The sequence below is a fragment of the Simiduia sp. genome (assembly GCF_058345725.1).
In genome coordinates, this window is the sequence record NZ_JBTUOC010000041.1 from 18,085 (window position 1) to 31,525 (window position 13,441).

Annotated in this window: 16 protein-coding genes; 6 read left to right on the forward strand and 10 right to left on the reverse strand. The window is 57.6% G+C overall.

What is annotated here, in order from left to right; all coding sequences use genetic code 11:
* Nucleotides 1–111: 111 nt before the first annotated feature.
* The gene (locus ACW8F6_RS09905; protein ID WP_491575704.1) at nt 112–1,500 is read left to right on the forward strand and encodes an aminoacyl-tRNA deacylase and HDOD domain-containing protein; all 1,389 of its coding nucleotides are present in this window, start codon (nt 112–114) and stop codon (nt 1,498–1,500) included.
* A 14-nt stretch (nt 1,501–1,514) separates the two neighbouring features.
* On the opposite strand, the gene ACW8F6_RS09910 is transcribed toward ACW8F6_RS09905, so the two are convergent.
* Together ACW8F6_RS09910 and ACW8F6_RS09915 are read right to left on the reverse strand one after the other, a co-directional pair.
* Nucleotides 1,515–2,810: a dicarboxylate/amino acid:cation symporter gene (locus ACW8F6_RS09910; RefSeq protein WP_491575705.1), complete on the reverse strand. Its 1,296-nt coding sequence runs from the start codon at nt 2,808–2,810 to the stop codon at nt 1,515–1,517.
* A 39-nt stretch (nt 2,811–2,849) separates the two neighbouring features.
* A complete protein-coding gene (locus tag ACW8F6_RS09915; RefSeq protein WP_491575778.1) occupies nt 2,850–3,143 on the reverse strand; it encodes an HU family DNA-binding protein in 294 nt (97 codons plus the stop codon).
* Between the two features lie 138 nt (nt 3,144–3,281).
* On the opposite strand from ACW8F6_RS09915, the gene ACW8F6_RS09920 reads away from it, so the two are divergent.
* The 5 genes from ACW8F6_RS09920 (at nt 3,282) to ACW8F6_RS09940 (ending at nt 8,074) form a co-directional block, all read left to right on the forward strand.
* On the forward strand, nt 3,282–3,827 hold the full coding sequence (locus tag ACW8F6_RS09920; RefSeq protein WP_491575779.1) for a chorismate--pyruvate lyase family protein: 546 nt from the start codon (nt 3,282–3,284) through the stop codon (nt 3,825–3,827).
* Nucleotides 3,828–3,836: 9 nt separating this feature from the next.
* Nucleotides 3,837–4,769 (forward strand): 4-hydroxybenzoate octaprenyltransferase, encoded by a 933-nt coding sequence (gene ubiA, locus ACW8F6_RS09925; RefSeq protein ID WP_491575706.1) that lies wholly within the window; start codon nt 3,837–3,839, stop codon nt 4,767–4,769.
* 71 nt (nt 4,770–4,840) lie between these two features.
* Nucleotides 4,841–5,542, forward strand: a complete 702-nt coding sequence (phoB, locus tag ACW8F6_RS09930) for a phosphate regulon transcriptional regulator PhoB (protein ID WP_491575707.1) — start codon at nt 4,841–4,843, stop codon at nt 5,540–5,542.
* Between the two features lie 50 nt (nt 5,543–5,592).
* Nucleotides 5,593–6,873: a phosphate regulon sensor histidine kinase PhoR gene (gene phoR, locus ACW8F6_RS09935; RefSeq protein WP_491575708.1), complete on the forward strand. Its 1,281-nt coding sequence runs from the start codon at nt 5,593–5,595 to the stop codon at nt 6,871–6,873.
* A gap of 70 nt (nt 6,874–6,943) precedes the next feature.
* Nucleotides 6,944–8,074 (forward strand): GNAT family N-acetyltransferase, encoded by a 1,131-nt coding sequence (locus ACW8F6_RS09940; protein ID WP_491575709.1) that lies wholly within the window; start codon nt 6,944–6,946, stop codon nt 8,072–8,074.
* Here ACW8F6_RS09940 and ACW8F6_RS09945 read toward each other — a convergent pair.
* From ACW8F6_RS09945 to pstB, 8 genes are all read right to left on the reverse strand, one after another.
* Nucleotides 8,055–8,678 (reverse strand): DUF938 domain-containing protein, encoded by a 624-nt coding sequence (locus ACW8F6_RS09945; protein ID WP_491575710.1) that lies wholly within the window; start codon nt 8,676–8,678, stop codon nt 8,055–8,057. The two genes, ACW8F6_RS09940 and ACW8F6_RS09945, sit on opposite strands and share 20 nt — an antisense overlap.
* A 69-nt stretch (nt 8,679–8,747) precedes the next feature.
* Nucleotides 8,748–9,626, reverse strand: coding sequence for a response regulator (locus ACW8F6_RS09950; protein WP_491575711.1), 879 nt, complete (start codon nt 9,624–9,626; stop codon nt 8,748–8,750).
* 57 nt (nt 9,627–9,683) lie between these two features.
* Nucleotides 9,684–10,025, reverse strand: a complete 342-nt coding sequence (locus ACW8F6_RS09955; protein ID WP_491575712.1) for a hypothetical protein — start codon at nt 10,023–10,025, stop codon at nt 9,684–9,686.
* A 156-nt stretch (nt 10,026–10,181) separates the two neighbouring features.
* Nucleotides 10,182–10,958 (reverse strand): peroxide stress protein YaaA, encoded by a 777-nt coding sequence (gene yaaA, locus ACW8F6_RS09960; protein WP_491575713.1) that lies wholly within the window; start codon nt 10,956–10,958, stop codon nt 10,182–10,184.
* Between the two features lie 33 nt (nt 10,959–10,991).
* On the reverse strand, nt 10,992–11,468 hold the full coding sequence (locus ACW8F6_RS09965; RefSeq protein ID WP_491575714.1) for a DUF4265 domain-containing protein: 477 nt from the start codon (nt 11,466–11,468) through the stop codon (nt 10,992–10,994).
* Between the two features lie 94 nt (nt 11,469–11,562).
* Nucleotides 11,563–11,787, reverse strand: coding sequence for a hypothetical protein (locus tag ACW8F6_RS09970; protein ID WP_491575715.1), 225 nt, complete (start codon nt 11,785–11,787; stop codon nt 11,563–11,565).
* Nucleotides 11,788–11,854: 67 nt separating this feature from the next.
* Nucleotides 11,855–12,571 carry a phosphate signaling complex protein PhoU gene (gene phoU, locus ACW8F6_RS09975; RefSeq protein ID WP_491575716.1) on the reverse strand — a complete coding sequence of 239 codons (717 nt, stop codon included), beginning with the start codon at nt 12,569–12,571 and terminating at the stop codon, nt 11,855–11,857.
* A 17-nt stretch (nt 12,572–12,588) separates the two neighbouring features.
* The gene (gene pstB, locus ACW8F6_RS09980) at nt 12,589–13,410 is read right to left on the reverse strand and encodes a phosphate ABC transporter ATP-binding protein PstB (protein ID WP_491575780.1); all 822 of its coding nucleotides are present in this window, start codon (nt 13,408–13,410) and stop codon (nt 12,589–12,591) included.
* Between the last annotated feature and the right edge of the window lie 31 nt (nt 13,411–13,441).

Below are 13,441 nucleotides of genomic sequence, written 5' to 3' on the forward strand. Positions count from 1 at the left end.
ACATATTCTAAATGTGGCCACCCAACTGTGCCGACAGTTAACTACACTGACACAAGCCCGAACGTAAAATTGCGCAATATGCGCCATTCCCGTTGCCTTGAAGGAGTTTCAGTGCCACTTTCCGCCAGCGTTATTCAGTTTTTGGACCACTTAGAACTCGATTACCAACTGACCGAGCCGCTGGACACGCCCGTTTGGCACGACCAACAGCTGCGCAACAGCGCCGCAGCCAGAGCTACCCTGTTGGAAAACGACTACGAACGAGTACTGGCCATTTTCCCGGCCGACACCCTGCTCGACCTAAGCGCCGTCAACAAATTGCTGGGCCGCAACCTGACCGCCATGGAGCCAGGGGCACTGCGCCATTTATACGAAAAGTACCAGCTGTCATCGGTGCCTGCGCTACCGGGCCTAGCCGGCTTAACCACTGTCATCGATCAGGGCCTGTACGACCGGCCGCGCCTGTACCTGGATGCCGGCAGCCGTGCTCAAATGCTAGATTTGCCACAAAAATCCTTTCAAAAGCTGGCAAAAGACGCGATCAACGGTGAAATTGCAATCCCATTGGCGAGCTTAGAACGACCGCTCGAGGGCGACGATCTCACCCTGATCACCCAGTCCGTGAAGCAATTTACCGAACTGCGTGTCAAGGAACGGCTCGAGGAAACGCTAGAGTTGCCGCCGCTGCCCGATACCGCCCAGCGCATCATCCAATTGCGGGTCAACCCCAACGCCGATATCAGCGACCTGGCCCACATCGTAGAAACCGATCCTAGCCTCGCCGCCCAAGTGGTGAGCTGGGCGGCATCGCCCTACTATTCGGCACCCGGTAAAATTAAGTCCATCCACGATGCCATCGTGCGGGTACTGGGTTTCGATATGGTGCTCAATTTGGCACTCGGCCTGTCGCTGGGCAAAACATTGAGCATGCCGAGCGATGGCGTGTTCGGCGTCACCCGCTATTGGCAACAGTCGGTATACATGGCCGCCGCCATGGAGGGGCTGGTAACGGCGATTCCCCGCGACCACCGGCCGGGTTTTGGCATGGCCTACCTGTCGGGCTTGGTGTTTAACTTTGGCTATCTGGTGATGGCCGAGGTATTTCCACCTTACTTTACCAAGCTGTGCCGCACCCTCGAGGTCAACCCGCACGTGGATCACACAGTGGCGGAAAAACACTTGCTGGGCGTCACCCGCGACCATATTGCCAGCTGGTTAATGGAATTGTGGAACATGCCAGAAGAAGTGGTCTTTGCGCTGCGCCACCAAAATGAACCCGGCTGCGAGGGCGAGATGGCGCCTTATGCCAAGCTGTTATTCGTGGCGCGTCGGCTTTTAGCTCAGCGCGGGCTGCCTTGTGGGCCCAAGCTGGAGGTGCCCATGCAGGTCTATCAGGACCTGCACTTAGACCCCGTTAAAGCCGAGGCAACCATCGATAATATTCTAGAGTCCTCAGCGGAGCTGGAACATATCGCCGCCCAAATGGCCCCGGCGGCTTAGCCACCGGGCCAGGCTCACACCGCGCTAACCCGCTTGCGCTCCGGCACGGCCGGATCTTCATTAAAGCGCTGCTCGTCGAGCATGCCTTCACTCTTGGCCACCGCCAGTGTCACCATGGCATCGCCGCACACGTTCACGGCCGTGCGGGTCATATCCAACAGGCGGTCGACGCCAATGATCAGGGCGATGCCCTCCACCGGCAGGCCAACCTGCTGCAACACCATCGATAGCATAATCAAGCCGACTCCGGGTACGCCCGCCGTGCCGATGGAGGCCAGCGTGGCCGTCAGAATGACCATCATGTAGCCACCCAAACCAATGTCGATATTGTAGGCCTGGGCGATAAAAGCTGTGGCCACGCCCTGCATGATGGCGGTGCCATCCATATTGATGGTGGCGCCCATGGGAATCGTGAAAGACGCCACCCGATTGTCGGCGCCCAGTTCATCGCGCACCGCTTTTAAGGTGACAGGAATCGTGGCATTGGAGGAGCTCATGCTAAAGGCAAATAGCACCACCGATTTCATCTTGCGGAAAAACATCACGGGATTTAAGCCGGTTAGCACTTTCAGCGCTGATCCGTAGGTCACCAGTCCGTGTAGCAACAACACAAACAGCACCGTAAAAAAGTACTGGAGCAAATTGCTAAAGGCATCCAGCCCCAAATCGGCAGCCAGCTGCGCCATCAAGCAAAAAACGCCATAGGGAGCAAAGTTCATTAAGATCACCACCATTTTCAGGATGATCTCGTTAAAGTCGCTAAAAAAGCTGGCGATGCGCTTGCCGGGCTCACCCGATTGGGACACCGCAATACCCACCAACAGGGCAAACACAATAATTTGCAGCATGTTGCCTTCGGCCATGGCCTGCACCGGGTTGGTGGGCACTATGCCCAGTAACACCTCTTTCAACGAGGGGGCCTCAGCGGCCACGAAAGTGGCCTCGGTGGTCAGATTAAAACCCACACCAGGCTGCACTATCACGCCGGCCAGGAGCGCCAGTGAAATAGCCACCGCAGTGGTCACCATGTACAACAACAACGTTTTACCGGCCATGGGGCCCATGCGCGTATTGTCGCCCAGCGACGCGGTACCGCACACCAACGACACAAACACCAGCGGTACCACCAACAACTTCAACAGCGCCACAAATACCTTGCCGCCCAAGTCGAACAAGCCCCCGACAATAAAGGTATCGACCCAGCTGTTGAACACGCCGGCGAGCCAACCCTGGCCCTCTGCAAAATTAAACATGCCCCCGATCAACAGGCCCAGGGCCATGGCAATTAATATCCGGCTGGTAAGGCTCATACTTGTTGTCCTGCGTAGTGGCTAACGGCTCGAAGCCGACTAAGAATTGACGGCGTCTTTCAGGGCTTTGCCCGGTTTGAAACCCACGGAGATGCTGGCGGGAATTTGAATGGTTTCGCCCGTTTGCGGACTGCGGCCAGTGCGGGCGGCGCGGGCGCGCTGGGTAAATGAGCCGAAGCCCACAAGGCTGACCGATTCGGCGCGCGCCAGTGCATTGGTAATCTGCTCCAACGTGGCCGCAACCACTAGATCAGCTTTTTCTTTGGACAGGTCGGTGGCATCGGCCACGGCGGCCACAAGGTCAGTTTTGTGCATGGTGATCGCTTCCTGAATTGTTATCGGTATATCCTAAAGGACGTAATCCTACCGCCTTTCCACAAGCGCCCGCCAGTGTGCAGAATTGCGGCCAGCGCCAAGCCACCCTAGAATAGCGGCCCACTCTCTGCCCGATCAGGTACCACTTTGTCTGCAATGTTACCGGCCCGCGAGCCCAGTTGGCGCGATGCCCAACAACAGTCGTGGCAGCTGCCTAGAGCGCTGTGCCCCTGGCTGCTCGACGAGGGATCGCTCACCGCGCGACTGATAGAGCACAGTGCGCAACAATTTGCCGTACGGCTGTTGCGCCAGGGCTGGGGCGAGGCCTTTACCGGCGAGTACCGACTGCTGCAGAGCCCTCTGCGGCAAAAAATGCTGGTGCGCGAAGTCGTGCTGGAAGGCGCCGGCCAAGCGTGGGTGTTTGCCCGCAGCCTGGTGCCGGTCACCAGTCTGCAGGGCCGGCTAAAGGCGCTGAAACACCTGGACAACCGGCCCTTGGGCGCACTGCTGTTCCAAGATCCAGGCATGCGCCGCGGGCCCATTCAAGTGGCGCGCATCGAGCCCCAGCACAACTATGTACACCCGAGCGCGGCGCCCACCAACGGCGAGGCCTTGTGGGGCCGGCGCTCGGTGTTCTATCTTGACCAGCAGCCGCTGATGGTAAGCGAAGTGTTTTTGCCCGCTTTTTTATCAACTTTGTAAGGATCGCCCATGGCCCAGGCCGGTAAAGCAGCGCAACCCAAAGCCCGCGCAAAGCGGAAAGCGACCACTAGACGCCCGCCGCAACCCAACCAACTGTCGGCGCTGTGGCGATTGATGCGCTTCGACAAACCCGTCGGCACCCTGTTGTTACTTTGGCCCACCCTGTGGGCACTGTGGCTGGCCGCTGGCGGCGTACCCGAGACGCGGGTGCTGGTTATCTTTGTACTGGGCGTGATCGTGATGCGGGCCGCCGGCTGCGTGATCAATGACTATGCCGATCGCCACGTAGACGGCCACGTCGCGCGCACACACAAACGACCGCTGGTGAGCGGCGCCGTCACCCCCAACGCCGCTCTGGCAACTTTTGGACTCTTGGTGGCCATTGCCTTCGGTTTGGTGTTAATGACCAACGCGCTGACACTTTTGCTGTCTGTGGGTGGCCTGTTGCTGGCCAGCATTTACCCCTATATGAAACGCCATACCTACCTGCCGCAGGTGGTCTTGGGCGCCGCTTTCGCCTGGAGTATTCCCATGGCCTTTGCCGCCACCCGCGACAGCCTGGATCAGGGTATCTGGCTGGTGTATACCGCCGTGGTGCTTTGGACCGTTGCCTACGATACCTTTTACGCCATGGTGGATAGGCGCGACGATTTACGCATCGGCGTTAAGTCCACGGCCATACTGTTTGGCGATATGGACCTGGTCATCATTGGCGCACTGCAGTTGTTGGCCCTGATCGCGCTAGCGCTGGCCGGGCAGCACTATCAGCTGGAACTCTATTACCAGCTGGGTCTGGTGGCCGCCGGCACACTCTTTCTATGGCAACAGTGGTTGGCCCGACGGCGGGACCCCAAAGGCTGTTTTCAGGCCTTTTTGAATAACCAGTGGGTGGGCGCCGTAGTATTCGCAGGTTTAGTGGCCGATTATGCAATGCGCGCTTAGTGCCAGACGGTCATATAATTGTCATCTCGCCGTAATCTAATACAGCCTCACTCACGCTAGATGACAAGGTTATGAGCAAAAAAACCATACTTATCATTGACGACGAGCCCGCCATTCGCGACATGCTGCGGGTTGCCCTGGAAATGGCAGATTATCGGTGCTTAGAGGCAGACAATGCGCAACAGGGCCACGCCCTGGTCATCGATGAAAAGCCCGATCTCCTGCTGTTGGACTGGATGATGCCCGGCACCAGCGGCATCGAACTGGCGCGCCGCCTGAAGCGCGACGAGGTGACCGCCAAAACCCCCATCATCATGCTCACCGCCAAAGGCGAAGAGGACAACAAAATTCAAGGCCTGGAGACGGGCGCCGACGACTACCTCACCAAGCCTTTTTCCCCGCGCGAGCTCATCGCCCGGCTAAAGGCGGTATTGCGCCGCATTGAGCCGGACACCCCCGAGGAGCCCATCATCGTGGACCAGCTGTGTCTGGACCCCGTCAGCCAGCGGGTCACCATCGAGGAAGAGCCCGTCGATATGGGACCCACCGAATACCGCCTGTTGGCTTTTTTCCTCACCCACCAAGAGCGCGTGTACAATCGCGGGCAATTGCTGGACCACATTTGGGGCGGCAATGTGTATATCGACGAGCGCACTGTGGATGTGCACATCCGCCGTCTGCGCAAGGCGCTGGCACCGGGCGAACACGATCGCTTCGTACAAACGGTGCGCGGCTCCGGTTACCGATTTTCCACTAAGGTGGCCAGCCGGTAAGATCGGTCGCACAATACTCACGCAATTACACCATAAGGATCTGACTCAAGGTGCTCAGAGGTTTTAACGCCGAACTTAAACGGGTCGCACTGTTCACGGTTTTGTGCCTGATTTTTGGCCTGATTAACGGCTATGTGCTGGTCACCTTGTTGTTGGGCGGCAGCCTCTATATGTTCTGGATGCTGTGGCAAATTCGGCAACTGGATATTTGGCTCAACCAGCGCAAGAAATCGCCGCCACCGGAAGCCAGCGGCATCTGGTCAGATATTTTCGAGAGCATCTACCGCCTGCAAAAACGCCAGGAGCGCGAGTCCGAGCGGGTTCGCCAGGTGCTCAACCGCGTGCAGGAAACCACCGGTGCGCTGCCCGATGGCGTATTGCTACTAGATAGCCGCGGCAATATCGACTGGTGGAACCCCGCCGCCGAGCGCTTATTTGGCTTTGAACAAAGCGATCAGGGCCAGCCGCTGGTGAACTATGTGCGCAACCCAAAGTTTGTGGCCTATATGGAAAAGCAGGACTTTCGCGAACCCCTCGATATTCCCGCCTCCCGCAACAAAGAACACCGGCTGCAATTTCAGGTCACCCGCTATGGCCAGAATGAAAAACTCGTGGTGGCGCGCGACATTACTTACCTGCACAAACTCGGTCAGATGCGCAAAGACTTTGTGGCCAATGTGTCCCACGAACTGCGCACCCCCCTGACGGTGTTGAAGGGCTATCTGGAAACCCTGGCCGACGCCGAGCAGCTACCCACCAATTGGCAGGGGCCGCTCGCCCAAATGCAACAGCAGTGCACGCGCATGCACCTGCTGGTAAACGACCTGATTTCGCTGTCGGTTTTGGAAACCGAAGTAAACCCCGAGCGCCATCAGCCTATGCCGCTGCAGCCCTTGCTTCAGCGCCTGGTGGACGAGGGGCAGTCGCTGGCAAACGGTCGCCAGGAGCTGGTGCTCAAGTGCGATCCAAGCATCAATATCAAGGGTGTTGAGAAGGAACTGCAAAGCGCGTTCGGCAACTTAATCAACAACGCCATTAAGTACACCCCGGCCGGAAGCCGAATCGAAGTGACAGCCCAGGTGGATGGCTATGGGTTGCAGGTGCGCGTGGCCGATAACGGCCCCGGTATCGAGGCCCGGCACCTGCCGCGGCTCACCGAGCGCTTTTACCGGGTGGACGACAGCCGCAACAGCGCCACTGGCGGCACCGGTCTGGGGCTCGCTATCGTCAAGCATGCCCTGTCGCGCCACGACGCGCGCCTGGATATCAGCAGCCAGCTGGGCAAGGGCTCGGTGTTTACCTGCCACTTCCCCAAGCAACGGGTCGCCTGAAGCCCTATACTGATCCGCCAGCGCAGCCACCAGGCTGCGACCACCGCCGACTAACTCAACCAGCGCGCCCATGGAACTGGAATTTTTAGACAGCATCACCCGCGTGGACGCTGCCCAATGGCAGGCCCTACTGGCCTCTGACTACCCCTTTGCGCACTATGAATTTCTGCTGGCACTGGAGCAGCAAGGGTGTGTGGGAGACGCCTGTGGTTGGACTCCCCACCACCTGTTGGTACGCGACCAGGGTCAGGTGATCGCCGCGGCACCGCTATACATTAAAACCCACTCCTGGGGCGAGTATATTTTTGACTGGGCCTGGGCCGACGCGTTTCAGCGGGCAGGGCGGCCCTACTACCCCAAACTCCTGTGCGCCATACCCTTTACTCCGGCCACCGGGCCGCGCCTGCTGGGCGAGCTGACGGCAGACCAACGCGCGCAACTGCAGCAACAACTGGAAGATCACTGCCGAACTCAGGGATTCAGTGGCTTGCATTGGCTGCTGAGCAGCGCCCCGGCCGCCCGGGCCTTAGGTCAGCGCTGGACCCTGAGGGAAACACCTCAATACCACTGGTTTAACGAAAATTACGCGGATTTTGCTGATTTTTTGCAACATTTCACCGCAAGAAAACGCAAATCACTGCTGCGTGAAAGGCGCCAAGTAGCCGACCAAGGACTGGTGCTAATGCGCAAAACCGGCGCCGACATCACGGCGCAGGACTGGCAGGTGTTTTACCAGTGCTACCACACCACCTATTTAAAGCGATCGGGCGAAGCCGGTTACCTTAATCTGGGGTTTTTTCACCAATTGGCACAAAAACTCGGCGATCAACTGCTGATGGTGACCGCCCACCATGGGGAGGCGGCGGTTGCGGCTGCACTCTACTTGTTTGACGCGCACACGCTCTACGGTCGCTATTGGGGCTGCTTAGCGGAGTATGAGTGCCTGCACTTTGAAGCCTGCTACTACCAGGGTATCGAATTTGCCATTGAGCGCGGCCTCGCGCGCTTTGACGCCGGCGCCCAGGGCGAGCACAAAATTGCCCGCGGCTTTCGGCCGGTATCGGTCTATTCCAACCATTGGCTCAAAGATACCGATGCGCGCGCCGCCATTGGCGATTTTATTGCCCAAGAGCAAGCCCAGGTGCAAGCCTATGGCCGGGTTGCCAGCCAGAAGCTGCCCTTTAAGCAGTCGGTGCGCTAGGGACTTTTTCCCACACCAATAGCCGGTTATTGGCGGGCATGTCGTTATCTTCGCGAATGTGCAGCCCCGCCTGTAGGGCCAGGCGCTGCAATTTTTCAAAGTCGCGGATCCCGCGCGCCGGGTCTTGGGCCTTCAGCCAAACGTCAAAGCGCTCATTGCTATCGCTGGTATAGCTGCCGCCGTAATTCATGGGGCCGTAAACCACCAACAATCCTCCCTCGGGCAATAACAGACCCACACCTTCAAACAGCGCCTCCACCGCCGACCAGGCCATTATGTGAGCGGTATTGGCGGTAAAGACCGCGTCGACGGCGGGTACTGCGGGCCAGGGTTCGGTGACATCCAGCGCCAAGGGCGGGTGCAGGTTTGGCAGCTGGTACTCTGTCAGCCACAGGCCGATACCCTCGTGGTGCTCCAGCAAGTCGCTGGTGTACCACTGCAAATGCGGCAGTGCCTTGGCAAAGTGCACCGCGTGCTGGCCTGTACCACTGCCGATTTCCAGTACGGCGGTTACCGGCTCAAACAAGCGCTTTAGGTGGTGCAATATGGGGTCGCGATTATTCTGACAGGCTTGCGAAAAAGGTTTCAAATCGATGGATTCCACAGACGGCACCTGCTCCCTTTCGTTATTGGCATTATTGTGTCTAGGGGTTAACAGCGAGCAATAGCGGCATTAGAGCCGGGCAATGTATTTTGAAAGCTGTTCAAATTTTGCCGGATCATCGTCCACAAAGCGAATGGTGATTTTTACCAGGCGGGTGTCCATGCGCGGCTCAGCCGCTTGTAGACTGCTCACATAGCCATTTACCCGCGCCACCGCCTGGCCGTCGTTATCCATGATATCCAGTACGGCCGACTCAAATAGACCGGGCAAAGGCTCTTTGCGCTGAATGACGCCATTGAGCGCTTGCAGCGACAGCTCGCGGATCAAACACTCGCACTGGCTTTTGGCCAACCGCAGTTGTGCCATGCCTTTGCGCGTATTGGCCTTGGCCTTCGGGACTTTTTTAGGCGCGGGAGCGGCTTGGCCGGTTAGCGCGGCGGCCGAGCCGCCCGTCAATGCCGCGGTCGAGCCGGCGGCGGGCGCGGCGCTGGAGGACTTCCCAGTGAGCGCCTCGATCGAGCCGAAGGCCACGCCCTGGCCACTGCCGGCGGGTCGGCTGTCCGCGCTAATACCCAGGCGCTTGAGCTGCTTTGCCACCTTGCCCATCAACTCTTCCGGCGTGAAGGGCTTCACCAGATAGTCGGACACACCGGCCTGTACCGCCTTGACCACAACTGCGCGAGCGCCGCGGCTCCGTACCATCACAAAGGGGGTTTGGGCATAGTGCTCCTGGCTGCGTACCCAGTGCAACAACTCCTCGCCCGACATACCGGGCATTTCCCAATCGGACAGGATAATGTCGACCGTCTGCTTCTTGAGCAGGGCCACCGCCCGCTGACCATCGGCGGCATCAAAGAGTTTGACCCCGGGCAACAGGCTGCGCAGGTTCTTTTTCACCATATCGCGGATGAAACTGGCATCGTCCACCACCAGTATGCGGGCTGACATTGTGCTACAACTCCCAGAATCTCTGTAGAACTAAGAGCCTAGCAGCTGCCTGGCCGTTTAGGCGGTCGCCTGTTGGCTGGGCGCCGTATACGCTGCCGATAAGCAGTGGGCAAGACGGGTGGAATCCGTGAGCCACGCGAGGGGAACCGGGTAAAACTGGCTGTCGATGGTGACGCCTGCGGGCTGCAGCGGCTTGGCATTGGGCAACCAGCGCGAGGCTGACTGCTGCTCCAGATGCATAAACAGGGTGTTGTTTACGATGAGCGCAACGCGCTTGTCCAAGAGGCTGAAACTCACTGCGTTGAAGTGGTGGCGCACTTCGGTGGCCAGCCCAAGACTGGCTGCCGCGTCTTCGAGTTGCGCTATCACATAGGCAACAAATTCTGAGTCCTGGGCCATAGTAGCCTTGCGCTGTGCGTTATTGGAATATTGTGTGGCACGCTTGAAACAAGCCGGCGTCAGCTGGGGCGTAACCCTATCAGCTTGACGAAATCCCGCAAGACGATTTTGATCTAAAAAAACGCCAAACCCTACCATCGGGAAGCTTCAGCGCTCCTAGGCTTGCTCGGCGCGCTGAAACACCCATTCCGTTGCGCTGGAGGCGGCGGGGTTAAACGCGTAGCCCTCACGGTCAAACCCTTTGAGCTGTTCGGCATCGGTTATCTGATTGTCGATGGCATAGGCCGCCATCATGCCCCGGGCCTTTTTAGCGTAAAAACTAATAATTTTATAGGTGCCATTTTTACAATCTTTAAATATCGGCGTCACCACTGGCACGGCTAAAGCCTTAGGCTGTACTGCCCGGAAGTACTCATTGGACGCCAGGTTAACCATGCAATCGCTGCGCAATTTGCGCAATTGCACATTGAGCGCCTGGGTGATCTGCTCGCCCCAAAACGCGTAAAGATCTTTGCCCTGTTGGGTGCTAAACCGCGTGCCCATCTCCAGCCGATAAGCCTGCATCAAATCCATCGGCCGCAGCAATCCGTACAGGCCCGATAGAATTCGCAATCGCTGCTGCGCAAATTGGAGCGATTTTTTAGAGAAGCTTTCAGCCTGCAACCCCGTGTACACATCACCCTTAAACGCCAGCAGAGCCGGTTTGGCATTGGCGGGAGTGAAGGGTGTTTGCCATGCCTGAAAGCGGTCAAAGTTGAGCCCCCCCAATTTGTCACTGATACGCATGAGAGCGGAGATATCCTGGGGCGAGAGCTTGCGCAAGGCGTCGATAAGTTGCGCCGATTGCTCCAGAAAATCCGGCTCTGTGGTTTTGTCGTAGTGCCAGGGGGTATCGAAATCCAGCGTTTTCGCCGGCGAGATGACCATTAACATAACAGCGGAGTATCCTTCGATTGCGCGGTCAATTTATTCAGGTGCCAAAATGGATTGCCACCAGTTGAGGGGGGTTTCGCCGTCTACCGGGTCGTACACATTGCCGTACAACCACTGGCATTGATCGTCTAGGCAGTTGTTGAGAATCGACTCGATGGCACTGAAGCCCAGGCTTACGTGCACACTGAACACCAGCATCCGGGGAGTCTCGATATCCAGCTCGCCACCCAGCTTTTCCAATTCGGGAATCAGTCGTTCCGATACCGCCGCCATATCGCCGCGCGAAAACACCCGCACACACAAATTGCCGCTGCGACGCACAATTTCAAAGGCGCCATCGGCGGGGTCGAGTTTGATGGTGTCGCCCGATGCCAAGCCTTTGATAAAGGCCGGTGACTTTACCAACTGCAAGGTATCATCGTCATTCACCCGTACTTGAAGTTTTTCGGCCACGGGCTGGCCTTGGGGATCGTAACCCGCAAAGATTTCTACTAGGTGAAGGGACTGCATGGGACTTCTCGCTGGCGACCGATTTTTCAGGGGCGCTCATTATAGGGGTAGGGGAGGCGCTGGCCCAAATTAATCGGGCCTATGGCCGGTATAGTTACCGACTGGGGCACACATAACTGCCCAATTCCGCCTTGCGGCGCTCGCACTCGCGCCGCATATTTTCACAGGCGGTAGCGTAGCCGGGGGCAGAGGGCTTTTTTTCCAGGCACTGGCTGTAGCGCTCCGAGAGCTCGAAGTCGGTCATGCGCTCGATGCGGGACGGTTCGCAGGCCAGGCAGGCCACCGCCGCACAGCTGATAAACAAAGAGTGACAATTCACAGGCATATTCCATCGGACACTCACCCAGTATAGATGTTATGCCCGATGGCGACAGTGCCGGCGGCGCTTACTGCTTTAGAATCTTGGCTTCGGCCTCGTCCAGGCTGATGTGGCGAATGTCCAGCCCGCGCACCAGATACACCACGTGTTCGCAAATATTGCGAACGTGATCGCCGATACGCTCCAGTGCGCGCAGGGCCCACAATACATTCATCACGCGCGAGATTTCGCGCGGGTCTTCCATCATGTAGGTGACCATTTCGCGAATGGCAGTTTTATATTCGCGATCCACCGACTCATCGGCCTCTACCACCCGCAGCGCTGCTTCTGCGTCAAAGCGTGCAAAGGCGTCTAACCCCTGGTTCATCATGGCCAACACGCTGGCGCCTATGTGCCGCAACTCGCTGGCGCCGCGACGGTTTGCACCGTCGCCAGACAGCGCAATAGCCATCTTTGCCACTTTTTGCGCTTCATCGCCAATGCGCTCTAAGTCGCGCACGGCCTTGATCACCGCCAGAACCAGGCGCAAATCCGAGGCCGCGGGCTGACGGCGCGCCAACACCAAGGTGGCCTGCTCATCCAGCTCAATCTCAAATTCGTCCACGCGGTCTTCGTTGACAATGACCTTCTCAGCCATCTCGGTATCGCCCGATTCGATACTGGCAACCGCATCGTTGACTTGCTGCTCCACCAAGCCGCCCATTTCCAATAGCTGGGTGCGCAAAGCTTCCAGCTCAACGTTAAACTGGCGAGAAATATGGCGGTCTAAATGTAACTTATCCATTGCTGCAACTCCCTCAATCAGCCGAAGCGGCCGGTTATGTAGGCCTCGGTCAATTCGTGATCCGGATTGGTAAACACTTTTTCAGTGTCGTTCACTTCTATCAATTTGCCCAGATGAAAATAGGCCGTGCGGTGCGAAACCCGTGCCGCCTGTTGCATAGAGTGGGTGACGATAGCGATGGTGTAATTTTCACTTAATTCCGCAATCAGTTCTTCAATTTTTGCCGTGGCTATGGGGTCCAGGGCCGAGCAGGGTTCATCCATGAGGATCACTTCGGGGCTCACGGCAATGGTGCGCGCAATACACAGACGCTGCTGCTGACCGCCCGACAAGCCGGTACCCGGGCCGTGCAATCGGTCTTTTACTTCGTCCCACAGGCCGGCTTTACGCAGACTGGTTTCGACAATCTCGTCTAATTCGGTGCGACGACTGGCCAAACCGTGGATGCGCGGGCCATAAGCCACATTGTCGTAGATGCTTTTCGGAAAGGGATTGGGTTTTTGAAACACCATGCCCACCCGGGCGCGCAGCGGCACAACGTCTAACGAGGGGTTATAGATATCCAGCTCTTCGAGCATCAACTGGCCTTGTACGCGGCAAATATCAATGGTGTCGTTCATGCGATTCAAACAGCGCAGGAACGTAGATTTACCGCAGCCCGAGGGCCCAATCATGGCGATCACTTCGTTGCGACCAATATCCAGATTCACATCAAAAATGGCCTGCTTGTCACCGTAAAAGACATCCACATTGCGCATGCTCATTTTGGCGTCTTTAACTAATGGTCGACCAACGGTTTTGGACGTGTCTGCCTGGGCAGTTTGCTCGGTAATGTTCATAGGTGCTTGGGCTAGAGCCGTTGTCATAGTG

Bases quoted from the DNA above. Each gene is read 5' to 3' on its own strand.
- phoB (WP_491575707.1), top strand. From the start codon at position 4,841: ATGAGCAAAAAAACCATACTTATCATTGACGACGAGCCCGCCATTCGC.
- pstB (WP_491575780.1), bottom strand. From the start codon at position 13,410: ATGAACATTACCGAGCAAACTGCCCAGGCAGACACGTCCAAAACCGTT.
- ACW8F6_RS09955 (WP_491575712.1), bottom strand. From the start codon at position 10,025: ATGGCCCAGGACTCAGAATTTGTTGCCTATGTGATAGCGCAACTCGAA.
- ACW8F6_RS09910 (WP_491575705.1), bottom strand. From the start codon at position 2,810: ATGAGCCTTACCAGCCGGATATTAATTGCCATGGCCCTGGGCCTGTTG.
- ACW8F6_RS09940 (WP_491575709.1), top strand. From the start codon at position 6,944: ATGGAACTGGAATTTTTAGACAGCATCACCCGCGTGGACGCTGCCCAA.
- phoU (WP_491575716.1), bottom strand. From the start codon at position 12,571: ATGGATAAGTTACATTTAGACCGCCATATTTCTCGCCAGTTTAACGTT.
- yaaA (WP_491575713.1), bottom strand. From the start codon at position 10,958: ATGTTAATGGTCATCTCGCCGGCGAAAACGCTGGATTTCGATACCCCC.
- ubiA (WP_491575706.1), top strand. From the start codon at position 3,837: ATGGCCCAGGCCGGTAAAGCAGCGCAACCCAAAGCCCGCGCAAAGCGG.
- ACW8F6_RS09920 (WP_491575779.1), top strand. From the start codon at position 3,282: ATGTTACCGGCCCGCGAGCCCAGTTGGCGCGATGCCCAACAACAGTCG.
- ACW8F6_RS09965 (WP_491575714.1), bottom strand. From the start codon at position 11,468: ATGCAGTCCCTTCACCTAGTAGAAATCTTTGCGGGTTACGATCCCCAA.
- ACW8F6_RS09950 (WP_491575711.1), bottom strand. From the start codon at position 9,626: ATGTCAGCCCGCATACTGGTGGTGGACGATGCCAGTTTCATCCGCGAT.